The following is a 15,272-nucleotide window of genomic DNA, read 5'->3' as shown; positions in this document are numbered from 1 at the left end:
CGGAATCGCCGCCGCGAAAAACGGACGCCGCCGCCCATTGCGAAATCGCGCGCGATCCGAAATGTTGCCCACCAGCGGATCGGTCACGGCGTCCAGCACCAGCGCCAGGAAAAATGCAAGCCCCGTCAGCGCTGGAGAGAGCCCCTTGCGATCGGTATAGAAATAAAGCAGATGAAGGCCGAGCAGCGTCGCGCACAGGTTGAGACCGGTCTGCGCCTGCGCGTAAATTAGCAGGGGACGAAGTCCAATCTTTTCGCTCGAATCCCGGCTTGCCACTCGCCGCAGAGATTATCCGACCAGCATGCTGATGTACAAAGCGTTCTCGTGCTTTTCCCGCCGCCGGGAGTCACGATGAGTTTTTTTTCCGGTCCTCCATCTCGCCCGCGCAACCGACTGATCGCTGCCGTCGCGACGCTCCTTTCGATGCTGCTGCTCGCGATCGCGCTCGCCGGATGCTCCTACGTGAAATCCTTCTTCAGCAGCGATGACGCCGACCTCGACGATAGCGATCAGTCCGCCACCGGCGAACCGCTGCCTCCACCGGTCGCCAACGTCGCGGTCACCTACAAACGTCCCGGCGATTCGCTGGTCCGCGCCACCGTGATCAAATTCTTCGGCGCCGAAGTAATCACCAACAAACAGCGCGACGCGGCGCACACCGAAACCGTCGTGCGATTCGACGGCGGCGTGCCGATCTGGGAATTCAAAACCACCGAGAGCACACTCGGCTCGCTCACCGGGATGGGCAAAACCAAGTACGCCGTCAAAAGCATCGAGTACTCGAAACTGCCGCCGCACTTCAGCCAGATCATTCCCGACGAAGGCACGCCCGAGCCGCTCGATCGCGGCAGCTATTACGTCTTTCAAATCGAGCGCGACTCGGGCTCGACCAGCTATCAGGCGGTGAAGGTGCAGGCGGACGGCAGCCTGCAAGCCTACAACGCGCAACCGCGCGCCGGCAGCAGCTATCTGCTCTGCTGCAACGTCACCTCCGACTTCCCCGAACCGGTGATTCTGCCCGATACGACTCCCGACGCGACGGCGGGTCCGCCTCCCGACGAGCCGCCGCCTGATCAAACTCCTGATTCCCGCGCAGCGCCTCCTCCTTAACTATTTCCCTGGGAATCTGGCGCCAGTGCGACCCGATAGTTTGTGAACTTTTTGTACTGAACGATCTTGCCCGGCCATCCCGTTTTTTCATTCGCAACGCGGACGCTCACCGAGCGCTTGGTCGCGATTTCGATTGCGTGATATGACCAAGGTTCGTCGTGGCCGGCGTTGCCCGCGCGCGCCGGGACCGGCAAGGTCGAAAGAGACAAGCAAGGAGAGCAATCATGGCAGTAAAAATCGAAGGTACCTGCGATCCAAAATTCAATCGCGTCAAGGACGCATTCGCCGAAAATTTCGAGCTGCGCAATGAACTCGGCGCCGGCGCCGCGGTCACCCTCGACGGCAAGACCGTCGTCGATCTCTGGGGCGGGCATTCCGACAAGGCCAAGACCCAGCCGTGGAACCGCGACACGCTGGTCAATCTCTACTCGACCACCAAAGGCATCACCGCGATCTGCGCGCATCGGCTCGTCGATAAGGGCTTGCTCGATCTCGACGCGCCCGTCACTCGCTACTGGCCCGAGTTCGGCCAGGCCGGCAAGGAAAAAATGCCGGTGCGCTATCTGCTGAGTCATCGCGCTGGATTGCCCGCCGTCGCGAAGACCCTCGACGACGATGCGATCTACCACTGGAACACGATGGCCGCCGCGCTCGCCGCGCAGGAGCCGTGGTGGGAGCCCGGCACCAAGCATGGCTATCACGCGCTGACTTTCGGCTGGCTCGTCGGCGAAGTAATCCATCGCATCACCGGCAAGACGCCGGGGGTTTATCTGCGTGACGAAATCGCCGGCCCGCTCAAGCTCGATCTCCACATCGGCCTTGACGCCAAAAACGATGCGCGCGTCTCCGATTTGATTCCGTCGCCGCCGCCCGCTCCCGGCGAGCCGAATCTGTTTGCCGACATCGCGAAAAATCCAGACTCCGTCGCCGCCAAGGCTTTCATGAATCCGCCGGTGCTGTCGAAGCCCGGTGTCGCTAATTCGCGTGCATGGCGCGGCGCGGAGATTCCGGCTGCCAATGGCCACGGCACGGCGCTATCGCTGGCGCGAATCTACGGCGCTCTCGCTCGCGGCGGCGATCTCGACGGCGTACACGTGATGTCCAAAAATGCGGTCGCGGGATGCTCGATCGAGCAATCGATCGGCGCCGACGCTGTGTTGACTCTGAGCACCCGCTTCTCGCTCGGCTTCATGATGTCGCAGCCGGGCGCGTCGCTCGGGCCGAATCCGAAATCGTTCGGCCATCCGGGCGCGGGCGGCTCGCTCGGTTTCGCCGATCCGGAAGCGAAGATTGGCTTCGGCTATGCGATGAACCGGATGCAGGCGAGCTTGCTGATCGATCCGCGAGCCACCGCGCTGATCGATGCAATCTATGCGTCTCTCTAATAGTTGCGCGATTCGCCCTCGGAGGTTGCTGACATGAGCACCCAAGCGCAAGGTATCTGCGATCCGAAATTCAAGCAGGTCAAGCAGCTCTTCGAACAAAATTTCGATCGCGGGCTCGAAGTCGGCGCGTCCGTCGCCGCTACTATCGACGGCAAGCCCGTCATCGATCTGTGGGCTGGTCATGCCGACAAGGCGAAGTCGCGGCCGTGGAATCGCGACACGCTGGTGAAAGTCTATTCGACCACCAAGGGCATCACCGCCATCTGCGCCCATCGCCTGGTCGATCAGGGCAAGCTCGCTCTCGATGCCCCCGTGTCGAAATATTGGCCCGAGTTCGCGCAAGCCGGCAAAGAAAAAATTCCCGTCAAATTTCTGCTGAGTCATCGCGCCGGCGTGCCCGCCGTCCGCAAGCAACTGCCCGCCGACGCATACTGGAATTGGTCCGCGATGTGTAACGCGCTCGCGGCAGAGCAACCGTGGTGGGAGCCCGGCTCCAAACATGGCTATCACGCGATCACCTTTGGGTACCTGGTCGGCGAAGTGATTCGGCGTATCACCGGCAAAACTCCGGGCGCCTATCTTCGCGACGAACTCACCGCGCCGCTGAATCTCGACATTCACATCGGAGTCGATGCTAGCTTCGACCCGCGAATCGCCGATCTGGTCGATGCGCCCCCGCCGCCGCCCAACGCGCCCCCTAATCCGCTCGCCGAGATGGCGGCCGATCCCGAAGGCGTGACCTTCAAGGCGATCGCCAATCCGCGGCCGGTCGTCGATGCGCGCCTGATCAACAGCCGCGAATGGCGCGGCGCGGAAGTTCCCGCCGCCAACGGCCACGCCACTGCTCGTGCGCTCGCCGCCCTCTATGGCGCGCTCGCGACCGGCGGCTCGACGAATGGCTACCGCGTGCTGACGCCCGAGAGCATCGAGCGCGCGCACACCGAGCAGTCCTACGGCCCCGACGCCGTGCTCGGCGCGGTCACGCGATGGGGCCTCGGCTTTGCCCTCACCGCGCCGGAAACCCCGCTCGGTCCGAATCCGCATACGTTTGGCCATCCCGGCGCCGGCGGTTCGATCGGATTCGCCGATCCCGACGCGCGGGTCGGTTTCGGCTACGCGATGAATCAGATGGGTGCCGACGCGCTTATCGACGGCCGCGCCGCAACGCTGTTCAACGCACTCTTCGCCGCCCTTTAGCACCGCGTTGAAGTATGGACGTCAGCTCGAGTTTTGATCTCTGATGCTGCCGCTCCCTTCCGTCATCTTGAGCGAAGGCTGCCGGAGTCGAAAGATCTCAATCCTCGCCTGGTCCTCGCACCATGAACGAACCTAAAACACCGGGCAGGCTGCGCTCACGCGAGCAACAGCTATGGTTCGGGCTGACGCATCGCAACCTTCCCGGCCGCTTCACCGTGCTGCTGTTCGCGATACTGCTGCTACTCTGTCTCGCGCCAGTGATTCAGGGTCATCAGTTGGAGCAAGCTCTGATGACTGTTTCGCTGGCCGCGGTCCTGATGTCCTCGCTCTACGCGCTTAGCCTCACCCGATCCTTTTTTGCAATCGGCGTGCTGCTCGTGATTCCAGCGTTCATCGGTCGAATCGTGCTAGTGTTCGCGACCACTTACACGATCGAGATGATCTCGGCCGGGTTCTCCGCCGCGTTCCTGCTCTACACCGTAACGGCCCTCGTCTCGCGCCTGTTCACCATCAAGCAAGTTTCGCTCGACATGATTGCCGCGTCGATCTGCGCCTACCTGATGATGGGCGTCGGATGGGGCTTCATTTTTGCGATGATCGAAATGACGCATCGCGGATCGTTCAGCGCCGGCCTCTTGAATCTCGACCCATCGGGCAAAACCGTGTCCATCATTGGTGCGCTGCACAACTTCATGTATTACAGTTTCGTTTGCTTGACGACGACCGGCTACGGCGATATCGCACCGCTCTCGCAGGGTGCGCGCGTCACGTCCGTGATGGAATCCGTGTTCGGACAACTTTACATCGCGATTCTGATTTCGCGTCTGGTCAGCCTCGAAGTCGCCCAATCGATGATGAAAAACGACTAACGTTCTGCCCGATTCCTCGTTGGAAGTCTCGGGCATTTTTTTGTACGCTTGCACTCGTAACGGTTTATGGCGAATTTCGATCTCAAGGACCGGACAGCGATCGTCGGCGTCGGCAACTCACAGTATGGCCGGCGCCTGATGCGCAGTCCGATCGACCTCGCGGCCGACGCGATCGCAAACGCGCTCGACGATTCCGGCCTCTCGCGCGATGAACTAGACGGGATGATCGTCAGCTTCGGCTCGCCGATCGGCGCCGACGCCGACGCTATCGCGCAACTGCTCGGACTGAAGCTGCGCACCTACAATCAGACCTGGGCTCACGGTCGCTTCACCGCTAGTTGCATCCAGTGGGCAGCGATGATCGTGAACGCCGGGATGGCCGACGCGGTCGCGTGCCTGGCGTCGGTGAGTTTCTCGGGAATGCGGCGTCCTATGATGGGTGGCGCGAGCGACCGCGAAGGTGCGCGCGAGGCTGGCGGCGGTCACGGCGAGGATCCGGCCTACGGCATGACCTCGCCCGGCGCAGGGGCGGCGCTGGTCGCGCGGCGCTACTTCGATCGCTACGGTACGAACAGCCGCGCGCTCGCGTCGGTGCCGGTTGCGTTTCGCAAACACGCCTCGATGAATCCCGCGGCGATTATGCGCGAGCCGTTCGACGTCGAAGAGCACCAGCAATCGCGCTACGTCTGCGAGCCGCTCCATCTGCTCGATTACTGTCTTATCAACGATGGCGCCGCGTGCGTGATTGTTACTACTTCCGAGCGTGCGCGGGATTTGAAGCAACCTCCCGTCTATATCAGCGGGATGCAAGGACTGCCGGGCGGTAGTGAGGAATTCATCTGGGCCTATCCCGGACTAGGCGTCGTTCAGCAATCGGTATTCGAGTACGAAGCCGGCTTACAGCCGGTTTACAAGATGGCCGGGGTGACTCCGAAAGATATCGACGCGCTCTTCACCTATGACGCCTTCTCGATCCTTGCCTGGATCGCGCTCGAGCGCTTCGGCTTCTGCAAGCCAGGCGAAGCGCCCAGCTTCACGCAAAACGGCCGAATCGAAATCGGCGGCGAGCTGCCGATCAACACCAACGGCGGATTGCTATCCGAAGCGCATATCATGGGCTGGAATCATCAGGTGGAAATCGTCCGCCAGTTGCGGGGCGAGGCCGGTTTGCGCCAGGTTACCAACGCCGAGGTTATTCAGTGGGCGAATGCCTACGGCGATTCGATCATTTATCGCAAGTAACCTCAGGCCCAAGTAACGTCAAACGGCAAGCAAAGACGGAGACCGCCAATGGCAGAATCCGAGTCGCGGTACCTGAAGCCTCTTCCCGCCATTTCGTCCTTGAATCAGCCTTACTGGGACGCACTCAAGCGCCGCGAATTGCGGATGCAGCAGTGCGACGGATGCGGGCGCATCTGGTATCCGCCGTCGCCGCTCTGCCCGGGATGCTGGTCGCGCAAGTTCACTTGGACGCTGCTTAGCGGCCGCGGCCGCGTCAATTCCTGGGTCGTGTTTCATCAGGCATACTTCCACAGCTATGAGAACGACATTCCCTATAATGTAGTGGAAGTCGAACTCGACGAGGGTCCGCGGATCCTGTCGAACCTGCTAGACGTGGCTAACCACGATATCCGCGCGAGGATGCCGGTCGAAGTATATTTCGATGACGTGACCGATGAGATCACTCTGGCTAAGTTCAAGCCGCGCGCATCTGAATAGAAGCAAACAAATCTCCACCTAGGAGGTTGCTCGCCCTGGCTTCTTAAGTGCAAAGACCAGCAACAACGCCGCCAGATTGAGCGCCGCGCTAAGTACAAAAGCGGCGTGATAGCTTTTGGTGGCATCGTACAGGTAGCCGGCGATAAGTGGACCAAAGGCCGCCGACGAGCCAGCTACCGCAAAGATGAAGCCGACGATCGCGCCGATCGCGATGCGGCCGAAGAAATCGCCGACCAGCGCCGGAAACAGCGATGTCACTCCCCCATAGGAAAATCCAAAGACGGCCGCGGCGACGTACAGCAGCGGCAGAGCGCTACTCATCGCGAAACCGAAGAAGGCCAGCGCTTGCAGGAACAAGCAGAGACCGAGCGTCGGCAGCCGCCCCAAGCGATCGGAGATAGTGCCGATTGCAAGCCGGCCCGCGAATCCCGCGAAACCGATAATGCTGATCGTCATCGCGGCGAGAAAATGACTTATGCCAATATCCACCGCAAACGGCACAATATGCACCATCGGCATGAACACCACCAGCCACGTCAAAGTGAAGATGACGTTCAACAGCCAGAATGTGCTGGTGCGTTGGGCTTCGGCCAGCGTCCAGTCATCGCTGAACGATAAGTCTCGAACCTCGTCGCCTGGTTGCGGTTCCCGCGGCGCTAGTCCGTCCGGATGCAGCCCTATGTCTTCGGGATCGCGCACGATAAACGATGCGCACCCGGCAAAAACGGCGATCGCCAGCAGCCCCAGTATCACATAGGAGCGGCGCCATCCGTACGCACCAATCAAAGCAGTTGCGATCGGCGGAAACAGAAACATGCCGAAGCTCGAGCCGCTCGACGTGATGCTGATCGCCAGTCCGCGCTTGACCGTGAACCATCGCACGACCGTCGCGTTACAAGGTACGTAGGCCGCACTCATCCCCGCCGCGGCAATGAGACCTAGCACGATGTAGAGCTGCCACAAGGTGTGGACCTGGCCCATTAGAATCACGCCCGCGCCAAGGAGACAGCCGCCGACCGTCAGCACGATACGCGGCCCAAGACTGTCGGTGAGACGTCCGCTGACAACACCTAGCAAGCCATAAACGAACACATACAACGAATACGGTACCGATAGGCTGCCGCGATCCCATCCGGTATCGGCGGAGATGAAAGGCATGAACACGCCGAAGCTGAACTGAATCCCATAGGCGATGGCCAGGATCGTGAATGCGCACGCGACGATCACCCATCCGTAGAAGAACCCTTGCGCCGATGAGTTGCTCTCGCTAGCAGCGGCTTCTTCCTGCGCCAGTGGTAAATTTTTCAATGCTTGTCCCCACAACCATTCACGGCGTCGATCCTGGGTTTGTTCCATCGACCGCCGCTATCTGCCGATAACCCTTGGGAAAGAGCAAACTCAGCTAGGCACAACTCTCGCCCGCTGTTCAAGCGGCGCTACTCGCGCAACTTCCGCATCCACCTGCCGACCTGATAAAGGAACGGTGAGCGATACGCGGAGCGCAATTGCTCCGATCGCGACGACAAGGAGATCAAGCATGAGCAATTCGCGTCAACTGCGCTTGGGCGCTTTCATGCGGCCGATCAGTATCCATACTGCGGCGTGGCGATATCCCGGCGCTTTTCCCGATGCGAATTTTAATTTCAAGCATCTCACGCGCTTCGCGCAGACGCTCGAGCGAGGCAGGTTCGACGCCTTCTTCATGGCCGACCATCTTGCCGTCCTCAACATGCCGCTCCAGGCGCTGAAGCGCAGCGCGACGGTGACTTCGTTCGACCCGCTGACGCTGCTGCCCGCGCTGGCCGTCGTCACGGAGCACCTCGGGCTGATCGCGACCGCCTCGACCACCTACAACGAGCCGTATCACGTCGCGCGGAAGTTCGCGTCGCTCGACCATCTGAGCGGCGGGCGCGCCGGATGGAACATCGTGACTTCCGGCAATCCCGATGAAGCGATGAACTTTGGGCTCGACGAACATGTAGATCACGCCACGCGCTACCGTCGCGCGCGCGAGTTCTACGACGTGGTGACGGGCCTCTGGGATAGCTGGGCCGACGACGCGTTCATTCGCGACGTTGAAGCGGGTGTGTACTTCGATCCCGAGAAGCTCCACGTCCTTAACCACAGTGGTGAGTTCCTGAAGGTGCGCGGACCGCTCAATGTCGCGCGCCCGATTCAGGGCTGGCCGGTGATCGTGCAAGCGGGCGCGTCCGACGCGGGCCGCCAGCTTGCCGCCGAGACCGCCGAAGTGATTTTCGGCGCGGGCAGCAATCTCGTAAGCGCGCGCGCCTTCTATGCCGACGTGAAGGGCCGGATGCAGTCGCTCGGCCGTCCCCGCGATCATCTGAAGGTGCTGCCGGGCGCCTTTGTCGTCGTCGGCGACACCGTCGAAGACGCGCGTGAGAAGCGGATGCGGCTCGACAGCCTCGTTCACTACGACAGCGCGATCGCATCGCTCTCCGTGATGCTCGGCCACGACGCGTCCGCATTCGATCCGGACGGTCCGCTGCCGCCGATCCCTGAAAGCAACGCGAGCAAGAGCGGCCGCGAGCGGATCGTTGAACTAGCCGAGCGCGAGAATCTCACGGTACGGCAGTTGGCGCAGCGCGTCGGCGGCCTGGCCTTCGTCGGCACTCCGCAAACGATCGCCGATCAGATGGAGGAATGGCTGCTCACCGACGCTTGCGACGGCTTCAACATTTTGTTCCCGTATCTTCCCGCCGGACTTGACGATTTCGTAGGTCGCGTCGTGCCCGAGTTGCAGCGCCGCGGGATCTTTCGGCGCGAGTACGAGGGCGCGACGCTGCGGGAAAATCTCGGGCTGCCGCGCCCGGAGAATCGCTTCTTCCCGCTCCGCGCGGAGCATCCGGAGCAATCGGCCGGCCTCGAATCGCCTCCGCGCTGATTGCGACTGATGCTAAAACCTGGCTTCCGAGTTCTTCCCATTTCTCAACTTATGGAGCGAGATCGGCACTGCATGAAAATCCCGGATAGCATCAGAGGCGTGTTCGCGTCACCTGGCCTGAGCAGTCACCACAAGATCACCCTTTTCGTCGTTCCCGTTGCTGTGCTCGCCGGCTTCAGCCAGATAATCGTTTCTCCGCCCGCAGCCGCGCCGAAAGTCGTTCGCGTCTGCGAAGTGAGTGCGCAACTCGGCGTGGGTGTCGCGTGCGCCTATCGCGACGCACTCGCCAACGCGATCGTCGATGTGACCGGCGGCACGGTGGGCTTCACCTGCCCGGCAGTGCGCGACGACGCAGGCGGCGCGGGCGGTTACGCGGTGTACGACGCACCGCTCCTGTGATCGATCAGAAGCCGGCCGCAGTCGCGAATGTAGTCCTCGCTTTGTGATTTACGATTTGTGCGCGCGGGGGATTGTTCGATAGAGTTTGCATCCGAAGCTCTCGTGCGCCCTTGCGATCGAATGGAGGCCCCCCATATGGCACGTGCGTTCGACATCGAACCTCTCGACGCTACCTTCGGCGCGGTCGTGACGGGCGTGAAGCTCGCCGCACTCGACGATACGACGTGGCGCGATCTCCACGATGCGTGGCTTGAATACGCGCTCCTCATTTTCCCCGGCCAGCACTTGAGCCGCATCGAGCAAATCGCCTTCGCCAGGCGATTCGGCCCGCTTGAGTTTGACATGGCGGCGCTTAGCAACGTTAAGGCCGACGGCACGCTGATCGCCGAGGCGGACAACAGCGACATCATCAAGGTGCTCAAGGGCAACATGGGATGGCATTGCGACAGCACCTACATGCCGGTGCAGGCCAAGGGCGCGGTGTTCAGCGCGGAGGTGGTGGCGAATTCCGGCGGCCAGACCGGATGGGCCGACATGCGCGCCGCCTACGACGCGCTCGACGACGATCTCCGCGCCAGGGTCGAGAGCCTCGCCGCGCATCACTCGCTACGCTACAGCCAGGGGAAGCTCGGGCATCAGCCGAAGCAGGGCAGCGACTACAGCGGCTACGGCTTCCACGATGGCCCGGTGCCGTTGCGTCGGCTGGTGAAGGTCCATGCAGAGACCGGCCGCAAGTCGCTGCTGATCGGTCGCCATGCCCACAATATCCCGAGCATGAGCGCGGCCGAGTCGGAGCGGTTCCTGCAGGAGTTGATGGACTTCGCGTGCCGTCCGCCGCGCATCTATTACCACGACTGGACGCCGGGGGACGCGGTGGTATGGGACAATCGATGCCTGCTTCATCGGGCCACGCCGTGGGACCTGACCGAGCCGCGGGTGATGTGGCACAGCCGTATTGCGGGCGATCCCGTGAGCGAGTCCGGCCTCACCTGACGCCGAACCGGAGCGGCGACACCCGACGCGATAATCGTTACCGACTCGACGTCATCCTAAAAAAAATCAGGGGCCGTTCCGCCGATACGGAACAGCCCCTTCGCTTGCTCTTATCTGATCGACTTTTACCGACCCGCGGCCGCCGAGAACGCCTGCGTGCCGATCTGCCGATTCCGCAGAAGTACGCCCGGAGTTGCGCCGGTGCATTTGCCATCTTCGAACGTGATCTGGCCGTTCACGATCGTCCAGCGATATCCCTCGGCGCGTTGAATCCGCCGCCATTCGCCGGCCGGGAAGTCAGTTACGACCTCAAACTCCCACTCAGGAGTACGCTTTAGATTTGCAAGATCGTAAACGATAACGTCGGCGGGCGCACCCTCGCGCAGGTATCCGCGATCGGTAAATCCAGCAGCTTGCGCCGGCAGATAGCTCAGATGATAGTGCGCCTCTTCGAGCGAGATCTTGCCGGTATCGCGCACCAACCACGTCAGGAAGTCAGTGGTGAACGATCCGCCGGTGAAGAACTTGGTATGCGCGCCGCCGTCCGAAACGCCCGGTATTACGTATGGATCGCACATGAGCGGTCCTACCAACTCTGGATTGCTGCTGGTGGCGGGATCGGTGCGGAACTCGACTTTCAATCCGCCCGCGACGGCGATATCCAGCATCGCGTCGTTAGGATGCACTCCCATCTCTGCGGCGATATCACCTATCCGGCGTCCGACATACTTGGCTAGTTCAGGATAGCCGGGCGCCTTAACGATAGTCAGGTTCTCCGGAATCGAGCCGTGACCGATCGACAACAGCATCGCGTACTCATCGCGCATCTGCTTGCGAGTCTCTGGATCGCTTAGCATCTGGAGCTTTTCTTCGACGCTTCCCTGCGTTGCTCGATTCCACGCCGGGCTCGAATCGTAAAGGTTCCAATGCTCGAGCGTAAAGTTGAACCAGGTCCGCACGTTCACGCCCTGCCCATAGATCCGAAGGCCGCGAGCGTTGCAATCGTGCACCCATGCCAACTCCTTGGCATGGAAATCGGGTTGATCATCCAGAGCCACGACTATGTTGTGCAGAATAGGCCGCTGCGCTACTTCCGCCAGCCGCTCGAGGAACCGATGATCGCGCCCTCTAACGTCATCCTCTTCATGAGCCGGATCTCCGGTTTCAGCCTGGGTAATCTGGATGAAGCCCTCGTCGCGATCGCGCAATACTTCCGCCAGCGCCAGGATGTCTTCATCGGCCATCGTGTCGGTCGGCATCGGCGTACCGTCGACGTCCGCCTGCACCGAGTTTTTGCCGAGCCGTTGAAGCGAAAAGCCGCAAGCGCCCGCATCCATCGCTTCGTTCAGGAGCCGCTGCATCTCTTTGCGCTCGGCGGGAGTAGCGGGGCGACTCTTGGCGGCCTCGAGTCCCATCACATACACCATCAGCGGCGACACGGGCACGTAGCTGACGATATTCACGCCTTTTGGCAGCCGCTGTAGATTGTCGAGCCATTCGGGAAACGATTCCCAGCGCCACTTCATGCCCTGTTTCATCGACTCGTAGGGAATCTGCTCGGTGCGAGTCATCATCAGGAGGCAACGTTCGCGGTCCGCCGGCTTTACAGGAGCAAAACCAAATCCGCAGTTACCGAGAACAATCGAAGTTACGCCGTGCCATCCAGAAATCGTGCAGTACGGATCCCAGTGGATTTGCGCGTCGTAATGCGTATGCAGATCGACGAAGCCCGGCGCCACGACACAGCCCTTCGCGTCGAGTTCGCGTCCCGCGCTGACCTTGCCGATCCGGCCGATTTTCTTGACGCGTCCATCCTTGATACCAACGTCGGCGCGGAACCGGGGTAACCGCGTTCCATCGATCACCGTGCCGTTCCTGATAACGAGATCGTAGTCCATAGCTCATCCTCCTGGCGCGAAAGCCGTTTTCAGCTTTTGAGATTTACTCAAAATAGAGCGGGTGATTCCGAAAAGTCAAGTCTGGCGATCACGATCTGCTTAACCCTCCGAGTAGTCACGCTAATCTACCCTATGCTCCGAAGGATTCGATCTCAGCCGCGGCACTTTCGGAAATCGCGGCGCTGCTTGAACGAACCGATGGATCGGATAAGGTTGCAGGGTGATCCGAAAAAAGCCCGCTCGGATGCCCGCCGTGAAGATCCCCAAGCGGCTCGCGGCGCGGCGCGTTGCCATCGTCGATGCGCTCAAGCGATGCATGGTGACGCAAGGATACGCCGATACCAGCCTTTCGGACCTGGCCAGAACCGCCGGAATCTCCGTCAGCCATTTTCTCTACTACTACCCGAGCAAGGACGCGGTACTAATCGACCTTTGTTCGGAGTTACTCGACAAAGCCGGGGCTGAAATCACCGCCGCCGCCAACGAACCTCCTGAAGAACGCATCCACGTTCTCGTCGATCACCTGTTTGTGCGCGCGCCGGTCGCTCAAGGCGACCTCGGGATGGTGCAGGAACTGATATCGCTGTCGCTGCATCGGCCGGCGGTTCGGCGCAGGATGTCGGAATTTCATCACGCGATGATGGCCTACTTGACCGATCTCTTTGAGAAGGTGCCTCGGCAACCCGGCGTCACGGCAGTTGAAGCCGCAAATATTGCGGCCGCGCTATGGCAGGGCCTGTTCACCAACTCGCTGTACGCGACCGATCTTCTTTTGGATGAAGGTCGCGGCCGCCAACTCTACCGGCGAGCGCTGTTCGGGCTAGCAAACATCCGCGATGCGGATTCAGGCGCGCTCGTTCCAAATTTGGGCAATAATATACTTGACTCACCGGAGGTGATAGAGTCGCCATGACGTGACAGGCCGGATGCTTATGCTTTAACAAATATACATAACCTGTTCTAATGTATTGACCTCAGATCTCGCATGCGATCTAATAAAGACAAATGTGGGATGCTGCTGGAAAATCGCTCGCACCTTCTGATCTCAGGGGGCACATCCTCGCCTCACTCTTCCGACCGGGTTTCGTACGTTCACTAGCTGAGAACCGACATCTCGGTATTATCCAAGAAATGGGACTCATGCCTTTTGCGCAGGCGGGAACGTCAATTGCCGAACTATTTGAATGGGCTTATGACAGACTGAATCAGACATACCGATGTGAGTACGTTTATAAAAACGAAATCCTTCACAAGAGAGTGCTCTCTCAGGAGCATCCTTCACTCACTGCAATCGCGTCTGAGTTTTTGATCGGAAATAATCGGCTTGACCTGTTGGTCATCAATGGAACGACGGTCGCTTACGAAATAAAGACTGGTTACGACGACTTGGAACGACTGCCCGTCCAGATGGCTGCCTATCTGTCCGTGTTCGATCGGGTGAGCGTAGTTTGCGACCCTGCATTTGTCGATCGGGTTAAATCAGTCGTCGATGAGCGAATTGGCATAGTGGCGCTGACTCCAAACGGTTCCATGCCGAATATTCGGCCATCGATTAGCAATGTCGAAAATGTCGACCCGGTGGCGACTTTTGATCTGTTGAGAGCTACTGAGTATGTCCCTGAGGCGCAGCGGTTGTTTGGTGTCATGCTCGACGTTCCAAACACCCAACGTCGTCGGGCATACTTGGAGTATTTCAAAACACTTTCCTCTGAAGTGGCGCATGATGTGCTTTTGCGCTCTTTGCGTGCGCGGTTCGCTGACCGACAATCACACTTGGTTAACAGCTTGCCAAACAGCATGGTTCAGATGTATTACGAGGCGAACGCTCGAACTCGCAGTGCGTTTTTTGGCATCAATTCGCTGAACCGCCCATTGCTCGATAAAACGGGGAGTAAAGATGAGCTATTTTCCGGTCCTTCGCGCTAGGCAGTATGAACTAATAGCTCTTCGCGAACTTTCTGATCTTCTCAGCGACAGCCTAATCGTTCCTGTCATGGAGCCGATAACGTCCGGCTATTTGGCAAGCAACTTACCCTTGTTTGTTGAAGCGGGGATGGAATTCTGCCTCATCGTTAATCCACGACTGCCCCGGAGCCAACCGCTAACCCAAGACGAGGTGTTCAACGAACTCGTTCTAGATATCCTCGACGAGCACCAGAGTTTTAGGCCGACTCTGTACGTTAACGGGCAAACTCAACCGGCAGAAATTCAAGCATTCAGTTCGCGGTATGCTCCCCTTGAGTTGGAGCGAGCATATTTTCTAACTTCTGACCCGACATATGATACCACCCAAGCGATTCTTGATGATGAAGCTCGGTATGTATTGTGTCGCGAAATCTCAGGGGGTACACGGAATCGTTTCAATTGGAACCTTCGCGTCCTGATCGAAGACCATTTCCATCCACAGAACAACGCGGATTATCCACCAAGCGAATCTTTTTCTGACCGCCATTTGGGAAGTGCTGCAACTGATTTTGCACATTTTGGTGACTATTCAATTATAGGTGATATCTTTCGCGAAACCGGCGGTCTACCATTCGCTGTTGCAATTCATTACATGACCGTGCGACATCACACCGGAAATGCGCTAGAGCTTCGGCACTATATCTCTGACCAAAACCAGACTAGAGGGAAAGTTGCAGAAAAATTCTTTGAAGCTCTAGCAGGCTGCGGAAAAATGCCGAACAGTCACGAGTTTTTCTGTGCTGATGAGTTGGGGTCGCTACTTGGTTAAGGGTTTGGAGGTCGAAAGTGGCTCATCCGCTGCTGCTGGTGGGTGTTTCAGGTGACGAGGTGG

The 15,272-nt window shown here is 59.6% G+C and carries 15 protein-coding genes; 12 read left to right on the top strand and 3 right to left on the bottom strand.

Going from position 1 to position 15,272, the window contains the following annotated elements; all coding sequences use genetic code 11:
- The coding region (locus Q7S58_RS18345) for an MFS transporter (RefSeq protein WP_304829351.1) at positions 1-276 on the bottom strand (276 nt) is incomplete at its 3' end.
- A 75-nt stretch (positions 277-351) separates the two neighbouring features.
- On the opposite strand from Q7S58_RS18345, the gene Q7S58_RS18340 reads away from it, so the two are divergent.
- From Q7S58_RS18340 to Q7S58_RS18315, 6 genes are all read left to right on the top strand, one after another.
- Positions 352-1,110, top strand: coding sequence for a hypothetical protein (locus Q7S58_RS18340; RefSeq protein WP_304829348.1), 759 nt, complete (start codon positions 352-354; stop codon positions 1,108-1,110).
- 224 nt (positions 1,111-1,334) lie between these two features.
- Positions 1,335-2,495, top strand: a complete 1,161-nt coding sequence (locus Q7S58_RS18335) for a serine hydrolase domain-containing protein (protein WP_304829346.1) — start codon at positions 1,335-1,337, stop codon at positions 2,493-2,495.
- 33 nt (positions 2,496-2,528) lie between these two features.
- Positions 2,529-3,692, top strand: a complete 1,164-nt coding sequence (locus Q7S58_RS18330; protein WP_304829344.1) for a serine hydrolase — start codon at positions 2,529-2,531, stop codon at positions 3,690-3,692.
- Positions 3,693-3,814: 122 nt separating this feature from the next.
- Positions 3,815-4,561, top strand: coding sequence for a potassium channel family protein (locus tag Q7S58_RS18325; protein WP_304829342.1), 747 nt, complete (start codon positions 3,815-3,817; stop codon positions 4,559-4,561).
- A 66-nt stretch (positions 4,562-4,627) separates the two neighbouring features.
- Positions 4,628-5,803 carry a hypothetical protein gene (locus Q7S58_RS18320; protein ID WP_304829339.1) on the top strand — a complete coding sequence of 392 codons (1,176 nt, stop codon included), beginning with the start codon at positions 4,628-4,630 and terminating at the stop codon, positions 5,801-5,803.
- 48 nt (positions 5,804-5,851) lie between these two features.
- Positions 5,852-6,280, top strand: coding sequence for a Zn-ribbon domain-containing OB-fold protein (locus tag Q7S58_RS18315; protein WP_304829336.1), 429 nt, complete (start codon positions 5,852-5,854; stop codon positions 6,278-6,280).
- Between the two features lie 18 nt (positions 6,281-6,298).
- Here Q7S58_RS18315 and Q7S58_RS18310 read toward each other — a convergent pair whose 3' ends face one another.
- Positions 6,299-7,588 carry an MFS transporter gene (locus Q7S58_RS18310; protein WP_304829332.1) on the bottom strand — a complete coding sequence of 430 codons (1,290 nt, stop codon included), beginning with the start codon at positions 7,586-7,588 and terminating at the stop codon, positions 6,299-6,301.
- 229 nt (positions 7,589-7,817) lie between these two features.
- Between Q7S58_RS18310 and Q7S58_RS18305 the strand changes: the two genes are divergently transcribed.
- The 3 genes from Q7S58_RS18305 (at position 7,818) to Q7S58_RS18295 (ending at position 10,577) form a co-directional block, all read left to right on the top strand.
- Positions 7,818-9,185, top strand: coding sequence for an LLM class flavin-dependent oxidoreductase (locus Q7S58_RS18305; protein ID WP_304829329.1), 1,368 nt, complete (start codon positions 7,818-7,820; stop codon positions 9,183-9,185).
- Between the two features lie 72 nt (positions 9,186-9,257).
- Entirely contained in the window at positions 9,258-9,584 is a 327-nt protein-coding gene (locus Q7S58_RS18300; RefSeq protein WP_304829326.1) for a hypothetical protein, read from the top strand.
- A gap of 135 nt (positions 9,585-9,719) precedes the next feature.
- Positions 9,720-10,577, top strand: coding sequence for a TauD/TfdA family dioxygenase (locus Q7S58_RS18295; protein ID WP_304829323.1), 858 nt, complete (start codon positions 9,720-9,722; stop codon positions 10,575-10,577).
- Positions 10,578-10,702: 125 nt separating this feature from the next.
- Here Q7S58_RS18295 and Q7S58_RS18290 read toward each other — a convergent pair whose 3' ends face one another.
- Positions 10,703-12,475 carry an amidohydrolase family protein gene (locus Q7S58_RS18290; RefSeq protein WP_304829320.1) on the bottom strand — a complete coding sequence of 591 codons (1,773 nt, stop codon included), beginning with the start codon at positions 12,473-12,475 and terminating at the stop codon, positions 10,703-10,705.
- A 244-nt stretch (positions 12,476-12,719) separates the two neighbouring features.
- Here Q7S58_RS18290 and Q7S58_RS18285 point away from each other — a divergent pair, with 244 nt between their 5' ends.
- The 3 genes from Q7S58_RS18285 (at position 12,720) to Q7S58_RS18275 (ending at position 15,209) form a co-directional block, all read left to right on the top strand.
- Positions 12,720-13,388: a TetR/AcrR family transcriptional regulator gene (locus Q7S58_RS18285; protein ID WP_304829317.1), complete on the top strand. Its 669-nt coding sequence runs from the start codon at positions 12,720-12,722 to the stop codon at positions 13,386-13,388.
- Between the two features lie 92 nt (positions 13,389-13,480).
- Positions 13,481-14,401 carry a sce7726 family protein gene (locus Q7S58_RS18280; RefSeq protein ID WP_304829314.1) on the top strand — a complete coding sequence of 307 codons (921 nt, stop codon included), beginning with the start codon at positions 13,481-13,483 and terminating at the stop codon, positions 14,399-14,401.
- Positions 14,373-15,209: a sce7725 family protein gene (locus Q7S58_RS18275; RefSeq protein ID WP_304829311.1), complete on the top strand. Its 837-nt coding sequence runs from the start codon at positions 14,373-14,375 to the stop codon at positions 15,207-15,209. The genes Q7S58_RS18280 and Q7S58_RS18275 overlap by 29 nt, the downstream gene beginning before the upstream one ends.
- Positions 15,210-15,272: the final 63 nt, after the last annotated feature.

Source organism: Candidatus Binatus sp. (assembly GCF_030646925.1).
GTDB lineage: Bacteria > Desulfobacterota > Binatia > Binatales > Binataceae > Binatus.
This window is presented reverse-complemented; position numbering and strand designations above follow the sequence as displayed.